The sequence below is a fragment of the Streptomyces sp. RLA131 genome (assembly GCF_056270125.1).
In genome coordinates this window covers 8153082-8173419 of the sequence record NZ_JBWDOQ010000002.1, presented here as the reverse complement: position 1 = coordinate 8173419, position 20338 = coordinate 8153082, and the positions used below count along the sequence as shown (strand labels likewise).

Sequence of the window (20338 nt, the reverse complement as noted above, 5' to 3'; positions counted from 1 at the left end):
TCTGGCGTGGCCTGAATCGCGCGGCACCGACCGGCGGCACGGCGTACCGCATGCCGATGATCATGTCGCACATCACTGGTCCGCTCTGTTATCGGTTCGTGCGCACCCACGGCGATCGGAGCAAACGTGGATATCTCCGCTCGCCGGAAAAGGGAAACCCTGCCGACGAGCGGCCGCATCAGGTCCAGCACCTTCCCACCTTCCCACCTGCCCACGTCGCCGCTCCCGCAGTCACGCGTGATCACCACCCGGATGCTGCTCCGGCTGCCCCGGGAGGGGTTCCGGTCCGGTGAGCGGTACGAAGCGCTCGCTGAGTACAAGCAGTTGACTGCCGAGGTGACGACGGCCGGGGCCATCCGGCGTGCCGGTCCCCGAGCTCGGCATGGCCCAGGCCGCAACGCTCCCCCTCGCCCACGAGCCACAGCCCGCGGGGCGGGGAGCGGGCCCGGTGCCCGCGAGGGGCCCGGGCCACTCTCCCCCACCGCTCACCGCGACGGGTCAGGACGGCTCTCCGCGGTCCACGCGCCTGCGCGGGCGTGGGCGGGTCAGGAGAGCCAGTCGGTATACCGAGTGGGGGCGAGGTGGGCGCCCTTGTCGGTGAGGACGTCGCCCTTGACTGCGGCGAACATGCCGGCGGTGGGGTCGGTGACGACGGTACGGCTGTCGCCCTTGCGGGACAGGGTGATCCGGCCCAGCTCGTCCAGGGAGAAGATCTCGGGGCCGGCGATGTTGCGCATGCCGTTCAGCGGGGCGCCCGCGGCGACCTCCGCCACCGCGCCCGCCACGTCCTTGGAGGCGATCGGCTGGATCGGCGTGGCGGGCAACCGGACGGTGTCGCCGTCGGTGGACCAGGACAGGACGGCGTCCATGAACTCCATGAACTGCGTCGCCCGGACGACCGAGTAGGGGATCGGCCCGGCCGCGAGGAGGTTCTCCTGGAGCACCTTGGCCCGGTAGTAGTCCAGCCCCGGCACCTGGTCCGCGCCGACGATCGAGAGGATGACGAAGTGGCCGACGCCGCCCTTTTGGGCTGCGGCCGAGAGGTTGTCCATCGAGGTCTGGAAGAAGGCCGGGGAGGCTTCGTCGAAGGTCGGGGAGTTCGTCAGGTTGACGACGACGTCGGCTCCCGCCAACGCCTCGTCCAGTCCCCGACCGCTGATGACGTCGACTCCGGTGGACTTCGAGTGCGGTACCGCCTCGTGTCCTGCGGCGTTCAGATTCTTGACGACCTGCGACCCGATCAGCCCGGTACCGCCGATGACTGCGATCTTCATGACACGCCTTTCGCCGAGATTGTGTCCGGAATATCTCATATGCGACACTATGCGGGTGCGGCAGGGCACGGCGCCTTGATCGATTGAGGGCGGCTGCGCTGGGAGGGTTCCGTGCCCTCTTGAGGGGGACACCGCTCAGGCCATTGCCGGCCGTGACGCCCGGCCTCCCCGGTTACGCCGTCAGGCGCGGCAAGCGACGTCCCTCCCGATGGCGCGGACGTCAGGGGCAGTTGGGCTGCCTCATGGTGTCGACCCCGGGGGTCGCCCGGCGTGGCGCCCGCGCAGCGCAGCCTGGATCATCCCGTGCCGATGGGCTGTAGCGTCGGACCTTATGAGTTGGCTGCCTGACGACTTCGTCCACCCCGTGTACGTGCCCGTGCCCGACACCGCGGTTCACCTGCGGCCGATCCGGGAGGCGGACACCGCGCTCGACTACCCGGCCGTGATGGCCTCCCGAGAACGCTTGTGGGAGATCTTCGGCCCTGCCTGGGCCTGGCCCAAGGAGACGATGACCTATGAAGAGGACCGTGCCGACCTGCTGCGGCACGAACAGGAGATAGCCGCGCACCAGTCGTTCAACTACGCGCTGCTGAACGAGGAGGAGACGGCGATCCTCGGTTGCGTCTACGTCGACCCGCCCGAGCGCACCGGCTCCGACGGAGAGGTCTCCTGGTGGGTGGTGGACGACCTCGTCGGCGGCGAGGTGGAACGCGCGCTCGACGCGCTGGTGCCTCAGTGGATCGCCGCCGACTGGCCCTTCCGGCAGCCCCGTTACCTGGGCCGCGACATCACCTGGCAGGACTGGCTCGCCCTGCCACGCACCTCATGACACATCCGGGGCGGTACCCGGATCATGTCTTCGAAGATCGTCTGACCGTTGCGTGGATGTGCCATTGACGGATGCCCGTTGGGCATGGATCGAGCCGTTGCTCCTTGACCGGTCGCCGCGCCGCGGCGGCCGGTGGGCGCAAGCACCGGCAGGTGACCGACGCGATCGACCGGACGAATCCAGCACCCCGCAGCTACGGGCCGTCGCCTCGTGCGTGTCAGGCCGTCGGCAGCACTCGCTCCGGTGCCGCCTGCGCGCGTCGAGTCCCCGCCGCAAAGGGGCTCCCGGCGGATCGACGCGGCACAATCGGGTCATGGCGCGGATCGCTGGAGGAAACAGTCGTCCCGGTCATCCGCAAATCGGACGGTGAGCGCCGCGACCCACGCCCTGCCCTTGGCCTACGGAGCGATGTCTGTTCGCAGTCGGTGAGCCGCGCGACCGGGTTTCGGCACGTCCTCACTTGCACAGCGACACCGCGGCACGGTCGCCGTCCTGCCCGCGGGTTACGGCACTATGACGAGCCGCTTGCCCCGGAGATCGGTCCGCTGCCAGACGGTCTCGATGTCGCTCAGTGGGACTTCCTCCAGGTCGAATGTGAGCTCGCCGGACTGTGCCCACTGCACGATTTGCCGGTACATCTCGCCCATGGCCTCCGGGCCGAGTCCCTTGGCCGCGCCGTAGATCTCCACCCCCGAGGTGCGCAGGCCGTCCGCGGCGAGGGTGAGGGCCGCCCCGGCGGACTCCCCGATCTGGATCACGCGGGTGGGCTTCGGGAACGCGAACGTCTCCGGGACCAGCGAGCGCAGCAGGATCTCGGTGGGACGGCCCCACAGATAGTCCACGACGACGTCGTAGCCGTCCCCCTTGGCGTCGGTGAACGCCTGCGCCAGCGCTTCGTCGGAGACTGCGGTGTTGATCACGGCGTCGGCACCGATGGCCCTTACCTCGCGAAGCTGCTCGTCGTCGCGGCCGGTCGCCACGATCCGCCCGGCGCCGAGCAGCCGGGCCACCTTCACCGCGAGCCTCCCGGCGACCCCCGTGGCCCCCTGGACGAGTACCGTCTCACCGGGAACGAAGCCGGCCGCGGTCTTGATGGACATGCCGGTGACGGCCGTGCCCAGCACCGTTGCGACGGCCGGATCCACGGCCTCGGCGATCGGCGCGAACGAGTTGGCGGCCACCACGGTCCTCTCCGCAAGCGCCCCGTAGGGCAGGCGGGGATTGCCGAACCCGACCAGGGTGCCGTCCGGCAGCGCGCCTATCCCGTCGAAGGCGGGGATCGCCGGCAGTCGCGCGATGAACTCCTTGCTCGCGTAGTGCCTGCCGGCCGCGATCAGCTTGTCGACGTTCTCGACGGCGACCGCCTTGACGTCGATGATCACCTCGCCCTCACCGGCAACCGGATCCGGGTAGTCCTCGTAGCGAGGAACGCCACCGACCTCGTGCAGCACCGCTGCCTTCATTGAATCTCCCCTTGTCAGACGGGCAGTCTCTATCACCGATAGAGAAAAATCTATCACTGATAGGGTACGGAGGGAGGTAGGAAATTGGCGTTGAACCGAGAACGGGTCGTCAGGGAGGCCGTCGCACTGCTGGATGCCGACGGCCTTGACGGTGTGACACTGCGCAAACTGGCTGCGAGGCTCGGCGTGCGGCAACCGACCCTCTACTGGCATCTGCCGAACAAGGCTGCCCTGGTGAACGCGATCGGCGAGTCGATCCTCGAACAGCACTTCCCCGAGTTGGTGCCGCCTCAGCCGGACGAGCGGTGGCAGACCTGGCTGATCAACCTTGCCGATCAACTGCGCCATGCGCTGCTCGCCCACCCGGACGGCGCCCGAGTCATCTCGGCCTCCCACTTCTCCCTCAAGATGGCCGCCATCTCCGAGCTCGCGATGAGCACGCTGGTGGAGCGCGGCGTCCCGTTGCGGCAGGCCCGCGTGGTCGTCCTGACCGTCGAGCGGTTCACGGTCGGCCACGTCCTCGAAGAGCAGGCCCCCCGCCCGGGCGGGGACACGCTGAACGGCTTCGACATGACCACATTCGCCGAGAAGCACCCGACCGTGGTGGCCGGCATCGCCGAATACTTCCAACCCGGCCGCACTGTCGATGACCTGTTCCGGGAGTGCGTGGAGATGATCGTCGAAGGCGGCACGGCGCACCCTGACCCGACGTCCTGACCCATCGTTCATCAGTCAACTCGCCCCGACCCACCGCAAGATCAGCGATCAGGCATGGCTAGTCCCCCATGAACCACAAGTAGCTGCCCGGCGTTGCCGCACATGCCTCAAGAAGACCAGCAAGGTCAAGCAGAGCCGCCTTCCGCTGCTCGTCAGCACACCGCTGTGACAGGGCGGCGACTTCCTGACGGGCGACTTGGGCTTCCTGCTCGTTGAACAGCGTGTCGCCGTATGGGTCCACCCAGCCGAGCTTGCCCGAGTTGTACCGGTCGAGCGTGCTCAGCGCCCGCGCCAACGCTTCACCGTGTTCATAGGACCCTCGCAGCAACGTGTCCCGGGGTGACCCTTTTCGCGTGGGCCGCCCGGAGTGCAGTTCCAGCTCGATCCCCATGACCCTCCTTCGGCCTCGACACCGCAGCTTCGCAGAGATCATTTGTCAGACACGACCTGGCCAGGCCGTGTTTTGGAAAGTGGCTCGATCCCCTTGCCCCGCTTCGTGATGATCTAGGTATGGGGCGAGGGAATCTTTCCGACGAGCAGCGGTCGGTACTGGAGCCGTTGTTGCCGGTTGTGATGTCGGGTCGGCCGCCGTTGGGCCGGCGGAGGCTGATCGACGGGATCCGGTGGCGGGTGCGGACCGGTGGTCCGTGACGGGATCTGCCGTCGGAGTACGGTCCGTGGCAGACGGTCCAGGCCAACGTCGACCGGTTGCAGACAGGCCCGCCCGCACCAACAGGACCACTCGGATGCCCATGCAGACGGCTCTGCACCTGGTCTTATTGATGCCCACGCTGCTGGGCGCGAGCCGGCCTCGTCTTGTCAACAGGGCTCTCAGGTCCGGGCGTATTCAAAGGCTCGGCTCGCGCCCACGCGGCCCGGTGGCCGGCGTCCAGGAACCGGGCGACCATGCACGCGGCCAGCTCGGGTTTGGTGGCGAAGGCTGTCTCCTCACCGAGTCCGGCGGCGCGGCAACGGTCCGGGGCGGTGGTCCAGGAACGCGGAAGATACAGTTCCCGGTCCACTGCGGCGTGCCCGCGCTGATACTCCACCACGTATCCGCGCACTTCGTTGCGGACGGCGTCGGCGTCCCACTTGGCCCGGCTGAGCAGGTGCTGCATGGCATCCGGGGTGGCCTCTCCTGCCCACTCGGCGATCGTCCAGCAGTTCTTGCGCGGCAGGTCCGACAGGAGCCCGAGTACCAATCGCCGGACCCGGCGCCGGGGCTCGACCCGCTTGAACCGGCCCGCGATCCGGCCCATCAGGCATTCGAACGCCTCTTGCCATCGCGCCGGGTCCACACTGTGACCTGCGGCCACCGCATGATCTTCAGTCTTCACACACCGATGATCAACGGTGGCCGTACTCGTGTCGTCAGCAGGCCCCTGCCCCAGGTCGGGCTTGCGGCGGAGCGCTATATACCGCGGCTGCCGTCGAGGCTCTCACGAATGATGTCCGCATGACCGGCGTGCCGGGCGGTCTCCTCGATCATGTGGAGCAGGACCCAGCGCAGGTTCCGGTCCGCCAGGGCGGGTGGACTGCACGGAGCCTCCAGTGACCTGTGTGCGACGATCTCCCGTGAGATGGCCACCTGCTCCTCGAAGAAGGCCGTCCAGTGCTGCACCGTGTCCTGCTCGTCGACACGAAAGTCTTCGTCCCTCCAGTCCGGGACCTCCGCTTCGGGCCACTCATTGGGAAGTGCCCGTCCCGCAACGACGATCTGAAACCACCTGCGCTCCCAGAGGGCCGAGTGTTTGAGCAGGCCCATCAAGGACAACGAGCTCACCGTCGGAGTCATGCGGGCATCCGTGTCAGAGACACCGTCGACCTTCCGAAGCAGATCGGCGCGCTGCTTGTCGAGAAAGCCGCAGAGGGCTTCCCGCTCGGTAGAGGTCGAGAACTGGTTGGCTGTCATGTCCCGGACGCTACTGGATCACGAGGACAGCTCCCCGACCGGTGCCGCCAACGGGTGCTGTTGCGTAGCTATCCAGCACGAAGATCACGATCTACAGCTGGAGTACAAGGGGCGAAGCACGATCTTGCCGTGGGTGTGCCCCCGTTCCAGCTCGCGGAACGCGTCCTGCACCCGCTCCAGCGGGTAGGTGCGGGCGATCGGCACCTCCAGCTCCCCGCGCGCGGCAAGCCGGGCCAGCTCGCCGAGCACGACCGCGCACGCCGCCGCGCCTTCTCCGTACGTTCGCGCCCCGACCCTGGCCGCGGCCTGCCAATCGCGGATCGTGTTGATCCGCTCGGGCCGCACGCCCAACTCCACTGCCAGCTCCACGTAGCCGTCGCCGAACGTGTCGATGAACGCGTCGACGTTCCCGCCGGAAGCCTGCCGGATCCGTTCCGCCACGTCCTCGCCGTACTCGACCGGGACGACACCGCGATCCTTCAACCAGGCGTGGTTCCGCTCACTCGCCAGCCCGATCACCGTGGCGCCGCGCCGCCGCGCGAGCTGCACGGCAAGAGACCCGACGCCGCCCGCCGCACCGGACACGACGACCGTCTCGGCCGGTCCGGGGTCCACCGCGAACACGGTGGCGTACGCGGTCGTGCCGGCCACGTACAACGACCCGGCCACCTCCCAGGACAGCCCCTCCGGACGCGAGACCACGTCCACGTCGTCGACCACGACGAACTCCGCATGGCTCGCCCTGTTGTGAGTGAAGCCCAGGACCTCATCGCCCACCGCGAAGCCGCGCGCCTGCGGACCGACCTCCACCACGACGCCGGCCAGATCGCTGCCCTGCCCGGAGGGGAACGTCGCGGGCCACCGTCCGTGCCGCGCGCCCTGGCGGATCATCACCTCGCCGGGCTGGATCCCCGCCGCGCGGACCTCGACCAACATCTGCCCAGGGCCGGGCGCCGGGCGCCCCACCTCCTCCACCCGCAGTACATCGATCCCGCCGTACTCGTGGAACCGCACCGCCTTCATCGCGTGATCACCGTTCTTCCGCGTTGGGACAAGCCTTGGACGGTCACGCCCCGGATGGCCACACACCGACCGTGCCATCGCCTTCAACCGCTCAGGAACGGAGCTTTCTTCCCGGGATCACCGGCCCGCGGATGTATTTGACGAACGGTGATATCAGGTCTGCGCAGGTCCGGGGCGAGAGCGTCCTGCGGGAAGTCGAGGCGGTGGCAACGTCTGGAGCGCGCTCGCCCGGCGTCTGCCGTTGCTCGCGCTTGCGGCGCCGGTAGAGCAGGTCGGCGCCGGTAGAGCAGGTCGGCGCCGGACCTGACGAACTTGTCGCAGCTGTGGCGACGCCGGCTCCACTGCCGCCGCCGCTCCGAGTACGGTCAGGGCGCCGCTACACCGTCACCCGGACCGGTTCAGCGCCGGTGGCGGCGGACAGCGAGGCGATCGCCGGCGCATGGAAGCCCTTGGCCACCAGCCACACCGCCAGGCTCATCTCATAGGCGAACACCGGAAGGGCGGCGACGGTCCCCCACGCCGAGATCTGGTCGTACGCGCCGAACATCACCAGCACGGCCGAGACGAAGATCATCGGGCCCCCGACGAGGCCCAGGACCGCGATGGTCCGCGGCACGAGCTTCGACGTGTAGAGGAAGTGGCCCATCATCAGCGTGCTCGGGCCCAGGGCGAGGTTGGGCCCGAAGAGGAACGTCCAGTCGTGCTGCGCCACCAGCGACTTGCCCGCGACCAGGTAGGCGGAGGCATCGGATGCCTCAGCGGTCGCAGGATCCTGACGCAGCGTCACCACTGAGAGGAGGCTGATAATGCCGACCACGATGATGGCGGCTTCGAGGAGCCGGAAGCACACGTAACCGAGGGCGATGCTTTCACTGCGCTTCCGCAGGACCGGGTACATGGTGACCGCGATGCCGATGAGCGAGAAGGCGCAGACCACCTCCAGCAACGCTCCCGACGCAAGCCGGGCCAGATGGGACGAGCCGCCGACGACGTAGTGGGGATCGTCGAGTACGGGCCCGTACTGAAGGAGGCCCACGATGGACGTGATCGCCGCGAGTATGAACAGCACCCCGGTGATCATCGCCGTCTTTCTGTGCCCGGTCATCTTCCTGCTCCCATTCCTTGTGCGGTCGTTTCGAATGAGGACCACAGTGCGGGTCCCGCGCTCCGCAGACCTCCCCTCCCGGTCGGAAGGGGCCTCCACCCTGGGGTGGAGGCGGCCGGGCCGCCGGGGGGAGTCCGCGGCCGCCGGGGCCGCCTACGCTGTGGTCATGACCACACCACCACCCCCGCCGAAGCTGCCGGCGGCGCAGGTGCGTCCGCCGCTCCGAGCCTGGTCACGGGCGCGGCGCTACCTGGCCGCGGTGGCCGTCGGGGCAGCCGCCTGGATCGTGCACGCCGCCGTGCTGCTGTCCGGCACGCTCACGCAGGCGCAGCGGGACCGCATCGGCGCGGCGCTGTTCCTGGACCTGTTCCTCGGCGCGGTGGTGCTGGCCCTGCTGCCTTTCCGGCGTCGCCACCCGCTGGCCGTCGCGTGCCTGGCGGTCGCCGCGGCGCCGGTGTCGGTCGCCGGCCTGGGAGCGGTGGTGCTGGCCGTCGTCTCGATGGCGACCCGGCGGCGGTGGCGGTGGGTCGCCGTGGTGGGCGCCCTCGCGGCGGCCGGCGGGATCGTGTCCCAGGGCCTGTACCGCCCGTGGCTCTCGCCTGCCGTGGACGGCGGCGCGTACGCCGTCGCCGGGAACGTCCTGGTGCTGCTGGTGATCTTCGTAGCCGCTGTGGCCACCGGGTTCTACGTCGGGGCCCGCCGCGAGCTGCTGGCGTCCCTGCACGAGCGGGCGCTGACCGCCGAGCGGGAGCAGGCCCTCACCTCTCAGGCCGCCCGCGAGGCCGAGCGCACCCGGATCGCCCGGGAGATGCACGACGACCTGGCGCACCGGATCTCCCTGGTGGCGCTGCACGCCGGGGCGCTGACGTACCGCGACGACCTCACCCGGACCGAGACGGCCGCCGCCGCCCAGACCATCCAGACCCATGCGCGGCTGGCGCTGACCGAGCTGCGGCAGGTGCTGGGGGTGCTGCGGGACGGCCGGCCGGGCGGCGGCGACGGGCGGTCCCAGCCGACCCTGGCCGAGCTGCCGGCGCTGCTGGCCGACGCCCGGGAGGCCGGTTCGGTCGTCCGGCTCGACACCTCGGGTCTGCCCGGTGGTGCCCGGCCGGACCTGGCCGGGCTGCCCGAGACGCTGTCGCGTACGTCGTTCCGGGTCGTGCAGGAAGCCCTCACCAACGCCCGCAAGCACGCCCCCGGCGAGCCGGTCGGCGTACGGCTGGCCGGGGCGCCCGGGACGCAGCTCGGCATCGAGGTCCGCAACCGGGCCGGGGCCCCGGTCCGCGTGCCGCTGCCCTCGGCGGGGGTCGGCCTCGCGGGGCTGGGCGAGCGCGCCGAACTGGCCGGCGGGACGCTGGAGTACGGGGTCGAGGAGGGCGGCGAGTTCGTGGTCCGGACGAGCCTGCCGTGGCCGAAGTGAGTGCGGTCCGGGTGGTCATCGTCGACGACGACCCGCTGGTGCGGGCCGGGCTGCGGATGATCCTGGACGGCGCCCCGGACCTGGCGGTGGCCGGTGAGGCGGCCGACGGGCAGCAGGCGGTCGAGCTGGTCGCGCGCGAGGTGCCCGATGTCGTCCTGATGGACATCCGGATGCCGCGGATGGACGGGCTGGCCGCCACCCGGCGGCTTCGCGAGCAGGGCAGCAGGGCCCGGATCGTCATCCTGACCACGTTCGACACCGACGACATGGTGCTGACGGCGCTGCGGCACGGGGCCGTGGGGTTCCTGCTGAAGGACACCCCGCCGGCCGAGCTGGTGCTCGCCGTCCGGCGCGTTGCCCGCGGCGAGCCGAGCTTGTCCGCCGGCGTCACCACCCGGCTCATCGCGGCCGTCACCGCGTCGGCGGACGACTCGCGGCAGCGGGCGGCCCTCGCCCTCCTGGCCCGGCTGACGGACCGTGAACGGGAGGTCGCGATCGCGGTCAGCGAGGGGCTGACCAACACCGAGATCGCCCGGTCTCTCTACATGGGCGTGGCCACCGTCAAGACGCACGTCGGCAGCGTGTTCGCCAAGCTGGAGGTCACCAATCGGGTCCAGGTCGCCCGGTGCGTACACGACGCCGGGACCGGGCCGGGGTCCGCGCCCGGGTAGGCCGCGGGCCGACCGGTCGGCCCGCGGCCCTGACGCGGACCTGACGCGGACCCCGGCCGGTCCCGGCCTGTGCAGGCCTGTGCAGGCCCGGTGGGCGGGGCTGCGGGAGGGCTGCCGGCTTCTCGCCGAGCGCGCGCCGGCGAGCCCGGAGGTCGGCGGGAACGTGCCGCTGCGCGCATGAGACGGCTCGACCTCGAACGCCATCGAGGCCGCACCCCGGCGGTGTGGTCGTCCGCGTCCCGCAGAGCGTCCTCTGCGAGCCGCTCCCCGAGGCCCACACGCCGGTACCGTGACGTCTCCGGGCCCGGGAGCGGAGGTCAGAGGACGATCCGAGCGGGAGACCTGGTCCGGAGGACCTCGCCCATGGACTCTTCGCGCCATCGCTCCAGGAGGATGTGGAAGGCGTGTGCGCCGTGGGGGTAGGCGGTCGGGCCGTTCGGCCGGCCGCGGCCCTCGCGGTTGTAGTAGCCGGGGGTGCACTCGGCGTGGAACCACTCGTGGTCGGGGGCGTCCTCGGCCAGGACGGCGAGCCAGGCGTCCTGCGTCTCGCGGGACGGTTCGATGAGGGCGCCGCTGGCTTCGGCGGCCGCGACGAGGGCGGCGGCGTGGACGGCCTGCTCGTCCAGGACGTGTGTGAAGTTGACGCTGCTGGCGTTGTGGAGCGACCCCATCAGGATCAGGTTCGGGAAGCCGTTGCTGGTGAAGCCGTGCAGGGTGCGCGGGCCCTGTCGCGCCCACGCGTGCAGCAGTTGGGTGCCGCCCCGGCCGTGGACGGGGAGCTTGCCGGAGAGGATGCCGGAGGTCCCGACGGAGAATCCCGTGGCGAAGATCAGGCAGTCGAGTACGTAGGCGGTGTCGCCGACCACGACGCCGTGTGCGGTGATGCGCTCGATGCCGTGGGTGTCCGCGGTGTCGACCAGGGTGACGTTGCCGCGGTTGAACGCCGGGTAGTACGTGTCGGAGAAGGTGGGTCGCTTGCAGGCGTACCGGTACCAGGGTTTGAGTTTCTCCGCGGTGTCCGGGTCGGTGACGGACTGCTCGACGCGGGCGCGCAGCTCGTTCATCTTGGCGGCGTCGGCGGTCTCGTAGGCGGCTTCGAAGGCTGCTCGGTCACCTTGCCGGCGGAAGCTCGGCAGGAGCTTCTCCAGGAGGCCTGCCGACATGGTCCAGCGGTCCGCCACGAGATCCCGTTCGGCTGTCTCACCGGAGACGATACGGAGATAGTTCTCGCGTCGCTCGCGCGCCCAGCCCTTGTGGTCGGCGCCGACGTCCCGGGCGGTGGTACGGCGGTTGGCGCGCACATCCACGGTGGAGGGGGTGCGCTGGAAGACGTAGACATGTCCGGCGTCCTCGGCCAGCATCGGGATGACCTGGACGCCGGTGGCACCGGTGCCGACGATGCCCACCCGCTTCCGCGAGAGGCCGGTCATGCCGCCGTCCGGGGTGCCGCCGGTGTAGGCGTAGTCCCACCGCGACGTGTGGAAGGTATGGCCCTCGAAGTCCTCGATGCCGGGTATCCCGGGGAGCTTCGGCTCGGAGAGGGTGCCGGTGGCGGTGACGACGTACGTGGCCCGGAACGCGTCGCCCCGGTCGGTGGCCACGATCCATGTTCCGGATACTTCCTCCCAGGTCAGCGAGGTGACCGCGGTGGAGAACAGGGCGTCCGAGTACAGGTCCGACTGCCGCGCGACCCGCATCGCGTGGCGGCGGATCTCCTCCCCGGGAGCGTACTTCCACTCCGGCACGTATCCCGTCTCGTCGAGCATCGGCAGGTACACGTGCGACTCGATGTCGCAGTGGATGCCCGGGTACCGGTTCCAGTACCAGGTGCCACCGAAGTCGCCGCCCTTCTCGACGATCCGGACGCGCTCCACGCCCTGCTGCCGCATCCGCGCCCCGGCGAGGATGCCGCCGAATCCACCACCGACCACGGCGACGTCGACGGTGTCGTGCAGCGGCTCACGCCCGGTCGGCTCCCCGGCGTACGGATCAGCGGCGTAGTAGCCGAACTGGGCGTCGGTGGAATGGTATTGACCGGCGCCGTCAGGCCGTACCCGCCGCTCACGCTCAAGGCGGTATCGCTGTTTCAGCGCGGCAAGCTCGTCGGCGGGCGACACTTGAGGGGGCGTCATATGGAGGTCTCAATTCTGCCTGTCGGACCGCCCCGTAGCGAGCGGCCGTCCGCTACGGTAGCAACTACCGGACAACGGTGTCCGGTTGGAGTGCGGCGTACCGCGACGTTCGGCCGGAGGAGGTCCGCGCCCCGGGCGGGCGCAAGCGAACCTCCCGCCTGCGGCACCCGCGCACAGCGGACAGGAAGAGTGATCCCCCCATGCGACGACATGCGATCCGATCCCTTGCCGTGCTCACCGCCGTCGGCACGCTGGCCCTCACCGGATGCGGTACGGACACAGGTCACCCCGGCGACCGGGCCGCCTCCACCGGCCCGGGCCGGACCATCCGCGCGCACAAGGTCATGCAGCTGACGCACGTGCACGAGGAGACCGGGATGACCCTGCTGGAGGGTCCGACCTTCGACAAGAGCGGCGCCCTGTTCGTCGTCGACGTCACCGCGCCCGCGGGCGAGCCGAAGGTGTTACGCGTCGACGTCGTGAAGAAGACGTCGCGGGCGGTCCACACCGACAGCCGAGGGGCCTACACCTCGGCACAGTTCAGCCCGTACGACGGCCGGCTCTACCTGACCGACTACGCCCACGGCGAGGTCGTGAGCCTGGCCCCGGACGGCAGCGATCCGCGGACCTTCTTCTCCGGCAAGGTCGACGGAGCGCAGATGAACCCCGACGACATCGCCTTCGACCAGGAGGGCAACCTCTACCTCAGCGATTCGCGCGGCCTGTCCGAGGGCGAGGCGCACGGCCGGGTGGTGCGGATCGACCGCGACGGCGGGAAGGCCACCGTCCTGGCCGGGGAACTGGCCGCGACGAACGGCATCTCCTTCGACGCCGACTACCGCGGGCTGTGGATCAGCGAACTCACCCAGAACCAGATCTCCTACCTACGCCTCGACGCAGCGGGAGGAGTGGCTTCCCGGCACACCGCCATTCGCGTCGACGCCGGGATCGCCCAGACCGACTCGATCGCCGTCGACGCGGACGGCAACCTGTACCAGGCACTGCACGGCCGGCCCGCGATGGTCGTGTACGACCAGTACGGTGAGCGCCTGGCGACCATCGAGGTTCCCGCCGGCGCCACAGGGCTCGAATCGGCGACGAACGTGGCGATCACGCCCGGCGGGACCACGGCGTACATGACCGTCAGCGGGCCCGCCGGCGGGTACCTGTACACCTTCAAGGCGCTGGCCGAAGGAATCCGGCAGTCCAACGGCGGCTGACCCCGCTCCCGCACTCACCCGTCGAAGGGCCGCACCGGCCCCACCTCGACACCGAGCAGCCGCCAGGCGGCCAGCGCTCGGCGTTCCCGCTCCTCACGGGTGGGGCCGGCGACGGCACCGGAGACCATGGCAACGGCGAGCATGAGGTCGGCACCCAGCCGATGACCGTCCGGCAGGTGTCCCCGCAGGCCACGCTCGACCCGCTCGGACTGGGCCAGGGCGTGCGCACGGATATGGGAGGGACTGCCTGCCTCGGCAGCGTGCAGGAGGCCGATGAAAGCCGCCGACTCCGTGAGATGCCATGTCATCACGCCCAGGACGCTGGCCAAGGTCGCGTCCTCGGCCGTGGCCGCCCGCTCCACCTGCCGTACGTTCTCCTCCAGAACCGCGGTCGCCACGGCGGCCCGGTCGGGAAAATGCCGGTACAGAACGCCCTGCCCGACCCCGGCCCGCCGTGCGATCGCGGAGAGCGGAGCGTCCAGACCGTGCTCCGCGTAGACCTCTCGGGCGGCGGTGACCAGCGCGGCCCGGTTACGGGCGGCAGCCTTCGGCCCGTCGTTCGCGGGCCGCCGTTTGTCCGGCATGAGGTGGTGCATCACCCCCGCAGCGTACCGGCCGGGCCCAGAACCGGCGGGCTCGTGCGGTCGGAGTGCGATGAGCGCTTCAGCCGACGGGGCATCCCGGCTGGGTGTGGCTCTTTTGGAGGGACGGTCTCACCTGCGCAGACCTGCGGATCGGCAGCTCGCAGGTGATCCCTCCGGTCGTTCTGCGGCGTTTGCCCGAGGGCCATCTGCATCGCGCGCGATCGACTTGGCAAAGTCCCGGCTCAGCCAGTCCCTCCAAAGGAGTACAGGTGCGCCTGCGCGGCCAGCAGGAACTGGACGCGCTGGACGCCGAATTCCTGCTGGGCTGCCGAGCCGTGCACTTGGACGTCGAGGCACACGCCGTCGTCCTCGACGACGGCCAGAAGCTCGACTACGGCCGGCTCGTCCTGGCGATCGGCCTGACGCCGCGTACCTTGCCCGACACCGGCTCCCTGCGAGGGGTGTCGGTCCTGCGCACCTTGGAGGACTCCGCCGGGCTGCGCGCGCAGTTGCTCGCGGCCCGCGATGCGGCGATCGTCGGTGCGGGAGTGCTGGGGTGCGAGGTCGCCGCGACAGCACGGGAGATGGGCCTGAACGTCACCTTGATCGACCCGAATCCGACTCCGATGTGGCGTCAGACGGGGCCGGCCATCGGCCAGGTGCTGTCCGGGCTCCACGCGGCGCACGGTGTACGGCTACTCATGGAGACCCGCACCACCGGCCTGCTCGATGACAACGGCCGGGTCACCGGCGTAGGAGTCGGGGGCGGCGAGACCGTTCCCGCCGATGCGGTCGTGGTGACCATCGGCTCGATCCCCGCGACCGACTGGCTCGTCGGCAGTGGCCTCACGCTGGACGACGGCATTGTCTGCGACGAACGCGGCCTCGCTGCACCCGACGTCTACGCCGTCGGGGACGTGGCCCGCTGGTCGGACTGGCGGACCGGCGTCAGTACCCGTCTGGAGAACCGGACCAGCGCCGTGCAGCAGGCCATGTTCGTCGCGGGAGACATCACCGGCGCCCAGGACAGCTACCAGCCGGTTCCGTACTTCTGGACGGACCAGTACGACGTCAGGATCCAGGTCTTCGGCTCGCTCCCCGAAGACGCGGATGTCCGGCTGATCGACGGCACCGCGGAATCCCGGAAGTTCGTCATGGTCGCCGAGAAGGAGGGACAGGCGGTCGGCGTGGTCGGCTGGAACAGCGCCAAGGCGGTCATGGCCGCCAAGAACGCCTACCTGAGCTGACAACACCGAACACCGTGCTGACCACGGTCTCTCGGGGGCCGGGCTGCCGGCAGGATGCTGCTGACAGCCCGGCCCCGCGGCATGTCGGTGCCGGTCGAGCGACGGCTGGCTGCCGCCTTCTGCGCCGAGATCCTTCCTCACGAGCCTCAAGCTCTCCCAACTGCCGGTGCTTTCGAGACCCCCGAGACCCGGTCGGGCCACGGATCACCGCCGTTTTGACGAGTGGTCCACAGGCTTTGTGACAGCCCGGATTCTGTTGCTCACGGCACATTCAGGTCGACGATTCACTCAATCACCGAACGCACGCACCGGTCTGCCTCTGCCAGTCGGCATCTCGGGCGCGAACATGCACGACGGTCAGGGCCTTGAACCGCTCGTACGGGGCGCTCCGGTCCTGCGGACTTTCCCGCAAGGGACCGCGTCTATGCCTTCTTCAGCAGGTGGCGCGGGAACGGCCTGGTCAAGGCTGCCGCCTTATCAACGTGAGTGCCTGCACTTGTGGCCAGCGGAGATAACAGCGTCCACCTCTGCTCGCGCCCGGTCGGCAACCTGTGGAGGCTCCTTGGGGGCAGGGAGCTTCCAGGTATTTCAGGCCGTGCACGTTAGGCGATAAATGCGGCAAGGCAGGTTGAAACGGTCATCAAAAATCAACATCAACCGCCCACTCACTGGCCCGCGAGGCCCGGCCGTGGTAGCCGGGGCACTCCGGCGCCTGCGCGGACGCCGGGTGTGTGAGCGTCGGCCGCGCGGCTGTGCGCCGGTCGACCGAGTGCGCGCGGGCCCGCCACCCGTGGGGGTGGCAGGGCCGCCCGTCCTGCGGCGCGATTCGTCCGCGGGCTCCGAAGTGGTCAGGCGCCGATGAAACGACGCTTGTACGCACCGTAGACGCGCGGCAGCAGGAGGCCGGGCTCCGCGTTGATCACCTCGGGAATGACCGGGATCGCGGAACCGACCATGGTCTCCGGGTGGTAGGTCCGGTCCTCCGCGGGATCCGTCCGCATATCCATCACCAGATTAGGCTTGCCGCCGACCTTGACGCGCCAGCCCGAGCTGATCGGGATGCCCGGGATGTCGTCGGACACGGCCCAGCGAATCTGCTGGGTGATCCGGATCTGGTCGGAGTCGACCGGAATACCCTCGAAGCTGAGCGTGACCGCCGCAACGGTGCCCTCAGCGATGAGTCCGGCGTCGATCTGAATGTCGCGATGGGCGGGCGTGAGCTCCGTCTTCATCTCGACCTTCTCCAGTTCCACGTCGAGGGAGTGGGCCACGCTGTGGATCAACTGGACGAACAGGCGCTCGAGCTGCTGCTTGATGGGCGCGCCCTCGTGCCAGTCCTCAAGCTTCGCGCCGAAGTTGACCGCACCGAAGACGATTTCCGGCGAGTCGCCGGCAACGGAGTAGGTCTCCTCGATATGGAGCGTCTCCACGTCCGCGCACAGGCCCGTGACGGTCGGGGCCACCCGCGAGGCGATGAAGTTCGGGTTGAGGCCGGCGCCGGTGAAGGTCGAACCGCCTTCGCGGCACGCCTCCTCGAACTTCCCGGCATAACCGGGTATCGCGGAAGGCATCGAGTGCTGGCCCGTAACCGAGATCACGTTCTTGCCCGACCGAAGAAGGTCGACGATGTCCTGGTCGTTGGCGTCCGTCTCGTCCGGGCGCAGGCGGGTGCAGAAGAGGACGACGTCCGCGTCCATCCGGAGCAGTTCCTCGCGATCGGTTGTCGCGAGCACGCCCACCGGCTCGATTCCCGCGATGACGCCGGCGTCCACGCCGTCCTTCGCCGGGCTCCAGACCTTGCAACCGACCAGCTCGAGGTCACGATGCCGCGCCACGGCGCGAATCAGGGCCTGCCCATTGTCGCCGGCACCCCACTGGACGACCTTGTAAGTCAATTCTTCTCCCACAGTAGGCAGCCATCGACGATCCCAGTTGAAGGGGATGTCGCAACACTGGCGAACGTCAGAGCCTGGTTAGCCTCGCGCCTTTCGCGAAGGGCGGCTTCCAGTCCTTGATTGAGCAAGTATATCAAGCCGTATCCACGTGCGCACGTTGGGGACGACGGGCAGGGGGCTGTTTCAAAGTCCGGGTGACGCTGGGAAGTTGCAGCTCACAGCGGAGTGGCGGCTGCTGGTCAACCCGTCTCGATGTGCGGTCAGTCCGCCAGTGTCCGCCTGATCAAGTCGCCCTCGCGTCAGGACCGCGCGCTGTTGAGACGCCCGCCGGCTCGCCGAGGGCGTGCGGCTGCAACCAGGAAGGGCGCAGCTCTTCTGCGGTGAGATCGGCTATGCCGTGAGCGGGACAGTGCGCTGGTCAGCGTGGGGGTGGACGCGTTGACGTTCGGCGTTGAGGTGGTGTTGCCAGTAGGCGTCGAAGCCGTGGTTGCTGGTGACGGCCCGGAGCAGGAGGAGGGCTTCGGCGCCGGGGACGCTCCAGCGTGATCCGGTGATGTCGAGGCGGTCGGCGACGAGGTGACGGGCTGCTCCCTCGATGACGCCACTGCCGATCGGCCATCCGGCCCTCAGGGCTTGGTCGTAGAGGAGGAAGTCCTGGTAGCCGTCCAGATAGTCGGCGGCCTTGTCGACCGCGGTCCGCTCGTCTTCGGTGAGGTGCCTCTCGTCGGCCTCGGCGCGCAGATCGGGCGGTGGTGGCAGCGGCGCCGGTGAGGATACGGGCGGCTTTGACCGCAACCCAGTCCTCGGCGGCGGGGTCGGTGGCGGTGTGGAAGCAGCGGGCGGCCCAGAGTTTCTCCAGGACGTGCACGAAGTCCAGAACGATGTGGATGTCGATGCCGCGGCGGGCGGCCTCGGTCTGGAGGAGTTCCAGCTGGTGGCGGGCGCCGTCGACCAGGACAATCCAGTCACGCTGGGAGCGGGGTCACGGGACTCCGCCTCGTCGAACGCGCGGGCGACCACCTCGTCGGCGTCTTCGGAGACCGAGCCGCACAGCCATTTCGCGGTGGCCTTGGGGCCGGGGCGGGGCGTACGGTCTCCGGTCCGGCCGCCGGGTGGTGAGATCACATCGTGCAGGCGACGCTCAGCGGGTTCGGCGTCGTAGACGCAGGCCAGGGTCGCCATCCGCTTCCGGTTCGCCTCCTCCCCGCTGGCCAGGCGGGTGCGGAAGGTGCGCTTGGCGCGCTCGGCGGCACGGGCGGTGTCGGGCCGCAGATGGCCCAGGCGCATCACGATGCCCTTGCCGTCCACGCTCATCACCAGCAGCGTCGAGGCTGTCGCCGGCTCCGGGGTGCGGACGGCGTAAAAGGAAACGACATCGACGGCCGCCTGCCGTACGAGGTGTTCTAGCTGGCGTTTTCCGCACAATCGCGTGCCGCAGACCCGGTCGATCCCCTCCAGGGCCGCGTCGTAGGAACCGCGTACGGATTCCAGGACGGCCAGGCGGCGCAGTCCCATACTGTGCCGCTCACGGGGCAGGGCCAGCGCCGCGTCGGCCGGGTGCACAGCGACACGCCCCGGGGCACGGAGCGCGCACCGGGTGACCTGGACCGTTCCGACCACGGTGGCCAGCGCCCGGTGATGCCCGCGCTCCAGCCGCCCCCGGCCCCGTCCGATCCGGGTCCGCGCCGTCGGAGCCAGAGTGGCCGGCGCCTTCTCCTCCCGCTCGGCGCGCAGATCGAGGCAGCCCTGCAGGAGCAGCCGAGCCACCTCCCGCCCACCGGTGGCGGCCATCTCCTCCAGCGTGTGGTGGGCCAGGCCGAGCGCGCTGTTGCCGGAGAACTCTTGGAGCAGGCAAGTGAAGAAAGAAGCGGCCTGGGCCACGACGCCATCGCCGCCCCCAAGGTCCGAACCTTGGACACAACGATCCACCCCGCCACCGCCACCGGCAACGGCACCGCACCCGACCAGCCCCTCACCGGACAGGCGATCTCACCGCAGAAGAGCTACACCCATCCCGGATGCTTCATACGTGGAGAACGTGCTCCGCCATGTCCCGGATGGCGTCGGCCAGTGTGTCGGGAGCGGTGAGGTGGGCGATGTGTCCCTGGCCGGTGAGCGTGACGATCCGCGCGTTCGGCAGGGTTGCCGCCAGATTGGCCAGACGCCGGCGCAGGTGGGCGGGGCTGAGTTCTCCCTCGATCAGGGTCATCGGCGTTTCGAGGTTCGCGAAGCGATCGATACCGACGCCAAGCGCGTCGATTGCCTCGTCGTCAGCGATCTGTGCCGTCGCGTAGGCGGAGAACGCCGCCTGCACTCGCCGGTCGGCGAACATCGCGTCGACGGTGTTCGCAGGCATGCGGACGATGTCGCGCATGTGGATACGCATCGCCTCGACCGGGTCGCCCGCGTCGAGCGCGGCACGCGCACGTGCTCCCGCCGCCCCGGCGAGCAACTCCGTCGTGGGCATGGGAGGTTCGTAGAGAAACAGTCCGGCGAACGCCGACGGGGCGAGCAACGAGGCTTCCAGCGCGGCGACGGCGCCCGAGGAATGCCCCACGAGAAGCACCGGGGAGTCGAGAAGCTCCGCGACGGCGACGATGTCGGCTGCCTCGACAGCCATCGAGTGGGGTAGTGCGAGGTCTGCTCCGGGAGCGTAGATCCGTCGGTGGATCCTGACGACGCGAAAGTCGTCGGTCAGGTGCCGGGTGACGCTGTCCCAGGTTGTCGCGTCTCCCCCACCTGGGGGGACCACCAGCAGGTTCGGCCCGGCTCCGTCGTCGAGAGCGGTGATGGGGCGGACATCATCAGATGATGCGAGAAGCTCAGTCATGCGCACAAGCTTGTAC

The 20338-nt window shown here is 69.6% G+C and carries 16 protein-coding genes and 3 pseudogenes; 7 read left to right on the top strand and 12 right to left on the bottom strand.

Going from position 1 to position 20338, the window contains the following annotated elements; translation table 11 throughout:
* Window positions 1-545: 545 nt before the first annotated feature.
* On the bottom strand, window positions 546-1274 hold the full coding sequence (locus RWE79_RS37965) for an SDR family oxidoreductase (RefSeq protein ID WP_475945139.1): 729 nt from the start codon (window positions 1272-1274) through the stop codon (window positions 546-548).
* A gap of 331 nt (window positions 1275-1605) precedes the next feature.
* On the opposite strand from RWE79_RS37965, the gene RWE79_RS37960 reads away from it, so the two are divergent.
* Window positions 1606-2103, top strand: coding sequence for a GNAT family N-acetyltransferase (locus RWE79_RS37960; protein WP_475945137.1), 498 nt, complete (start codon window positions 1606-1608; stop codon window positions 2101-2103).
* A gap of 503 nt (window positions 2104-2606) precedes the next feature.
* Here the strand turns inward: RWE79_RS37960 and RWE79_RS37955 are convergent.
* Window positions 2607-3566, bottom strand: coding sequence for a quinone oxidoreductase family protein (locus RWE79_RS37955; RefSeq protein ID WP_475945135.1), 960 nt, complete (start codon window positions 3564-3566; stop codon window positions 2607-2609).
* 90 nt (window positions 3567-3656) lie between these two features.
* Between RWE79_RS37955 and RWE79_RS37950 the strand changes: the two genes are divergently transcribed.
* Window positions 3657-4283, top strand: a complete 627-nt coding sequence (locus RWE79_RS37950; RefSeq protein WP_475945133.1) for a TetR/AcrR family transcriptional regulator C-terminal domain-containing protein — start codon at window positions 3657-3659, stop codon at window positions 4281-4283.
* Window positions 4284-4341: 58 nt separating this feature from the next.
* Here the strand turns inward: RWE79_RS37950 and RWE79_RS37945 are convergent, their stop codons facing one another.
* The 5 genes and pseudogenes from RWE79_RS37945 to RWE79_RS37925 form a co-directional block, all read right to left on the bottom strand.
* Window positions 4342-4674, bottom strand: a complete 333-nt coding sequence (locus RWE79_RS37945) for a hypothetical protein (RefSeq protein ID WP_475945131.1) — start codon at window positions 4672-4674, stop codon at window positions 4342-4344.
* A gap of 463 nt (window positions 4675-5137) precedes the next feature.
* A pseudogene (locus tag RWE79_RS37940) lies at window positions 5138-5542 on the bottom strand (transposase); the annotation flags it as partial.
* A gap of 152 nt (window positions 5543-5694) precedes the next feature.
* A complete protein-coding gene (locus RWE79_RS37935; RefSeq protein ID WP_475945129.1) occupies window positions 5695-6195 on the bottom strand; it encodes a DinB family protein in 501 nt (166 codons plus the stop codon).
* Window positions 6196-6279: 84 nt separating this feature from the next.
* Window positions 6280-7218, bottom strand: coding sequence for an NADP-dependent oxidoreductase (locus tag RWE79_RS37930; RefSeq protein WP_475945127.1), 939 nt, complete (start codon window positions 7216-7218; stop codon window positions 6280-6282).
* A gap of 376 nt (window positions 7219-7594) precedes the next feature.
* Window positions 7595-8323 carry a DUF4386 domain-containing protein gene (locus RWE79_RS37925; protein WP_475945125.1) on the bottom strand — a complete coding sequence of 243 codons (729 nt, stop codon included), beginning with the start codon at window positions 8321-8323 and terminating at the stop codon, window positions 7595-7597.
* A gap of 166 nt (window positions 8324-8489) precedes the next feature.
* Here RWE79_RS37925 and RWE79_RS37920 point away from each other — a divergent pair, with 166 nt between their 5' ends.
* Both RWE79_RS37920 and RWE79_RS37915 read left to right on the top strand, forming a co-directional pair.
* Window positions 8490-9743, top strand: coding sequence for a sensor histidine kinase (locus tag RWE79_RS37920; RefSeq protein ID WP_475945123.1), 1254 nt, complete (start codon window positions 8490-8492; stop codon window positions 9741-9743).
* The gene (locus RWE79_RS37915; RefSeq protein ID WP_475945121.1) at window positions 9731-10414 is read left to right on the top strand and encodes a response regulator transcription factor; all 684 of its coding nucleotides are present in this window, start codon (window positions 9731-9733) and stop codon (window positions 10412-10414) included. The genes RWE79_RS37920 and RWE79_RS37915 overlap by 13 nt, the downstream gene beginning before the upstream one ends.
* A gap of 317 nt (window positions 10415-10731) precedes the next feature.
* On the opposite strand, the gene RWE79_RS37910 is transcribed toward RWE79_RS37915, so the two are convergent.
* Window positions 10732-12546: a flavin-containing monooxygenase gene (locus tag RWE79_RS37910; protein WP_475945119.1), complete on the bottom strand. Its 1815-nt coding sequence runs from the start codon at window positions 12544-12546 to the stop codon at window positions 10732-10734.
* A gap of 200 nt (window positions 12547-12746) precedes the next feature.
* Here RWE79_RS37910 and RWE79_RS37905 point away from each other — a divergent pair, with 200 nt between their 5' ends.
* The gene (locus RWE79_RS37905) at window positions 12747-13766 is read left to right on the top strand and encodes an SMP-30/gluconolactonase/LRE family protein (RefSeq protein WP_475945117.1); all 1020 of its coding nucleotides are present in this window, start codon (window positions 12747-12749) and stop codon (window positions 13764-13766) included.
* 14 nt (window positions 13767-13780) lie between these two features.
* Here the strand turns inward: RWE79_RS37905 and RWE79_RS37900 are convergent, their stop codons facing one another.
* Window positions 13781-14362 (bottom strand): TetR family transcriptional regulator, encoded by a 582-nt coding sequence (locus RWE79_RS37900; RefSeq protein WP_475946370.1) that lies wholly within the window; start codon window positions 14360-14362, stop codon window positions 13781-13783.
* A gap of 257 nt (window positions 14363-14619) precedes the next feature.
* Between RWE79_RS37900 and RWE79_RS37895 the strand changes: the two genes are divergently transcribed.
* Window positions 14620-15597: an NAD(P)/FAD-dependent oxidoreductase gene (locus RWE79_RS37895; RefSeq protein ID WP_475945115.1), complete on the top strand. Its 978-nt coding sequence runs from the start codon at window positions 14620-14622 to the stop codon at window positions 15595-15597.
* Window positions 15598-15901: 304 nt separating this feature from the next.
* Window positions 15902-16000, top strand: a pseudogene (locus RWE79_RS37890) (IS5/IS1182 family transposase); the annotation flags it as partial.
* Between the two features lie 445 nt (window positions 16001-16445).
* On the opposite strand, the gene RWE79_RS37885 reads toward RWE79_RS37890, so the two are convergent.
* The 3 genes and pseudogenes from RWE79_RS37885 to RWE79_RS37875 all read right to left on the bottom strand — a co-directional run bounded on the left by RWE79_RS37885 (window position 16446) and on the right by RWE79_RS37875 (window position 20322).
* Window positions 16446-17492: a hypothetical protein gene (locus tag RWE79_RS37885; RefSeq protein WP_475945113.1), complete on the bottom strand. Its 1047-nt coding sequence runs from the start codon at window positions 17490-17492 to the stop codon at window positions 16446-16448.
* A gap of 390 nt (window positions 17493-17882) precedes the next feature.
* Window positions 17883-19373, bottom strand: a pseudogene (locus RWE79_RS37880) (ISKra4 family transposase).
* 142 nt (window positions 19374-19515) lie between these two features.
* Window positions 19516-20322: an alpha/beta fold hydrolase gene (locus RWE79_RS37875; RefSeq protein ID WP_475945111.1), complete on the bottom strand. Its 807-nt coding sequence runs from the start codon at window positions 20320-20322 to the stop codon at window positions 19516-19518.
* Window positions 20323-20338 lie beyond the last annotated feature (16 nt).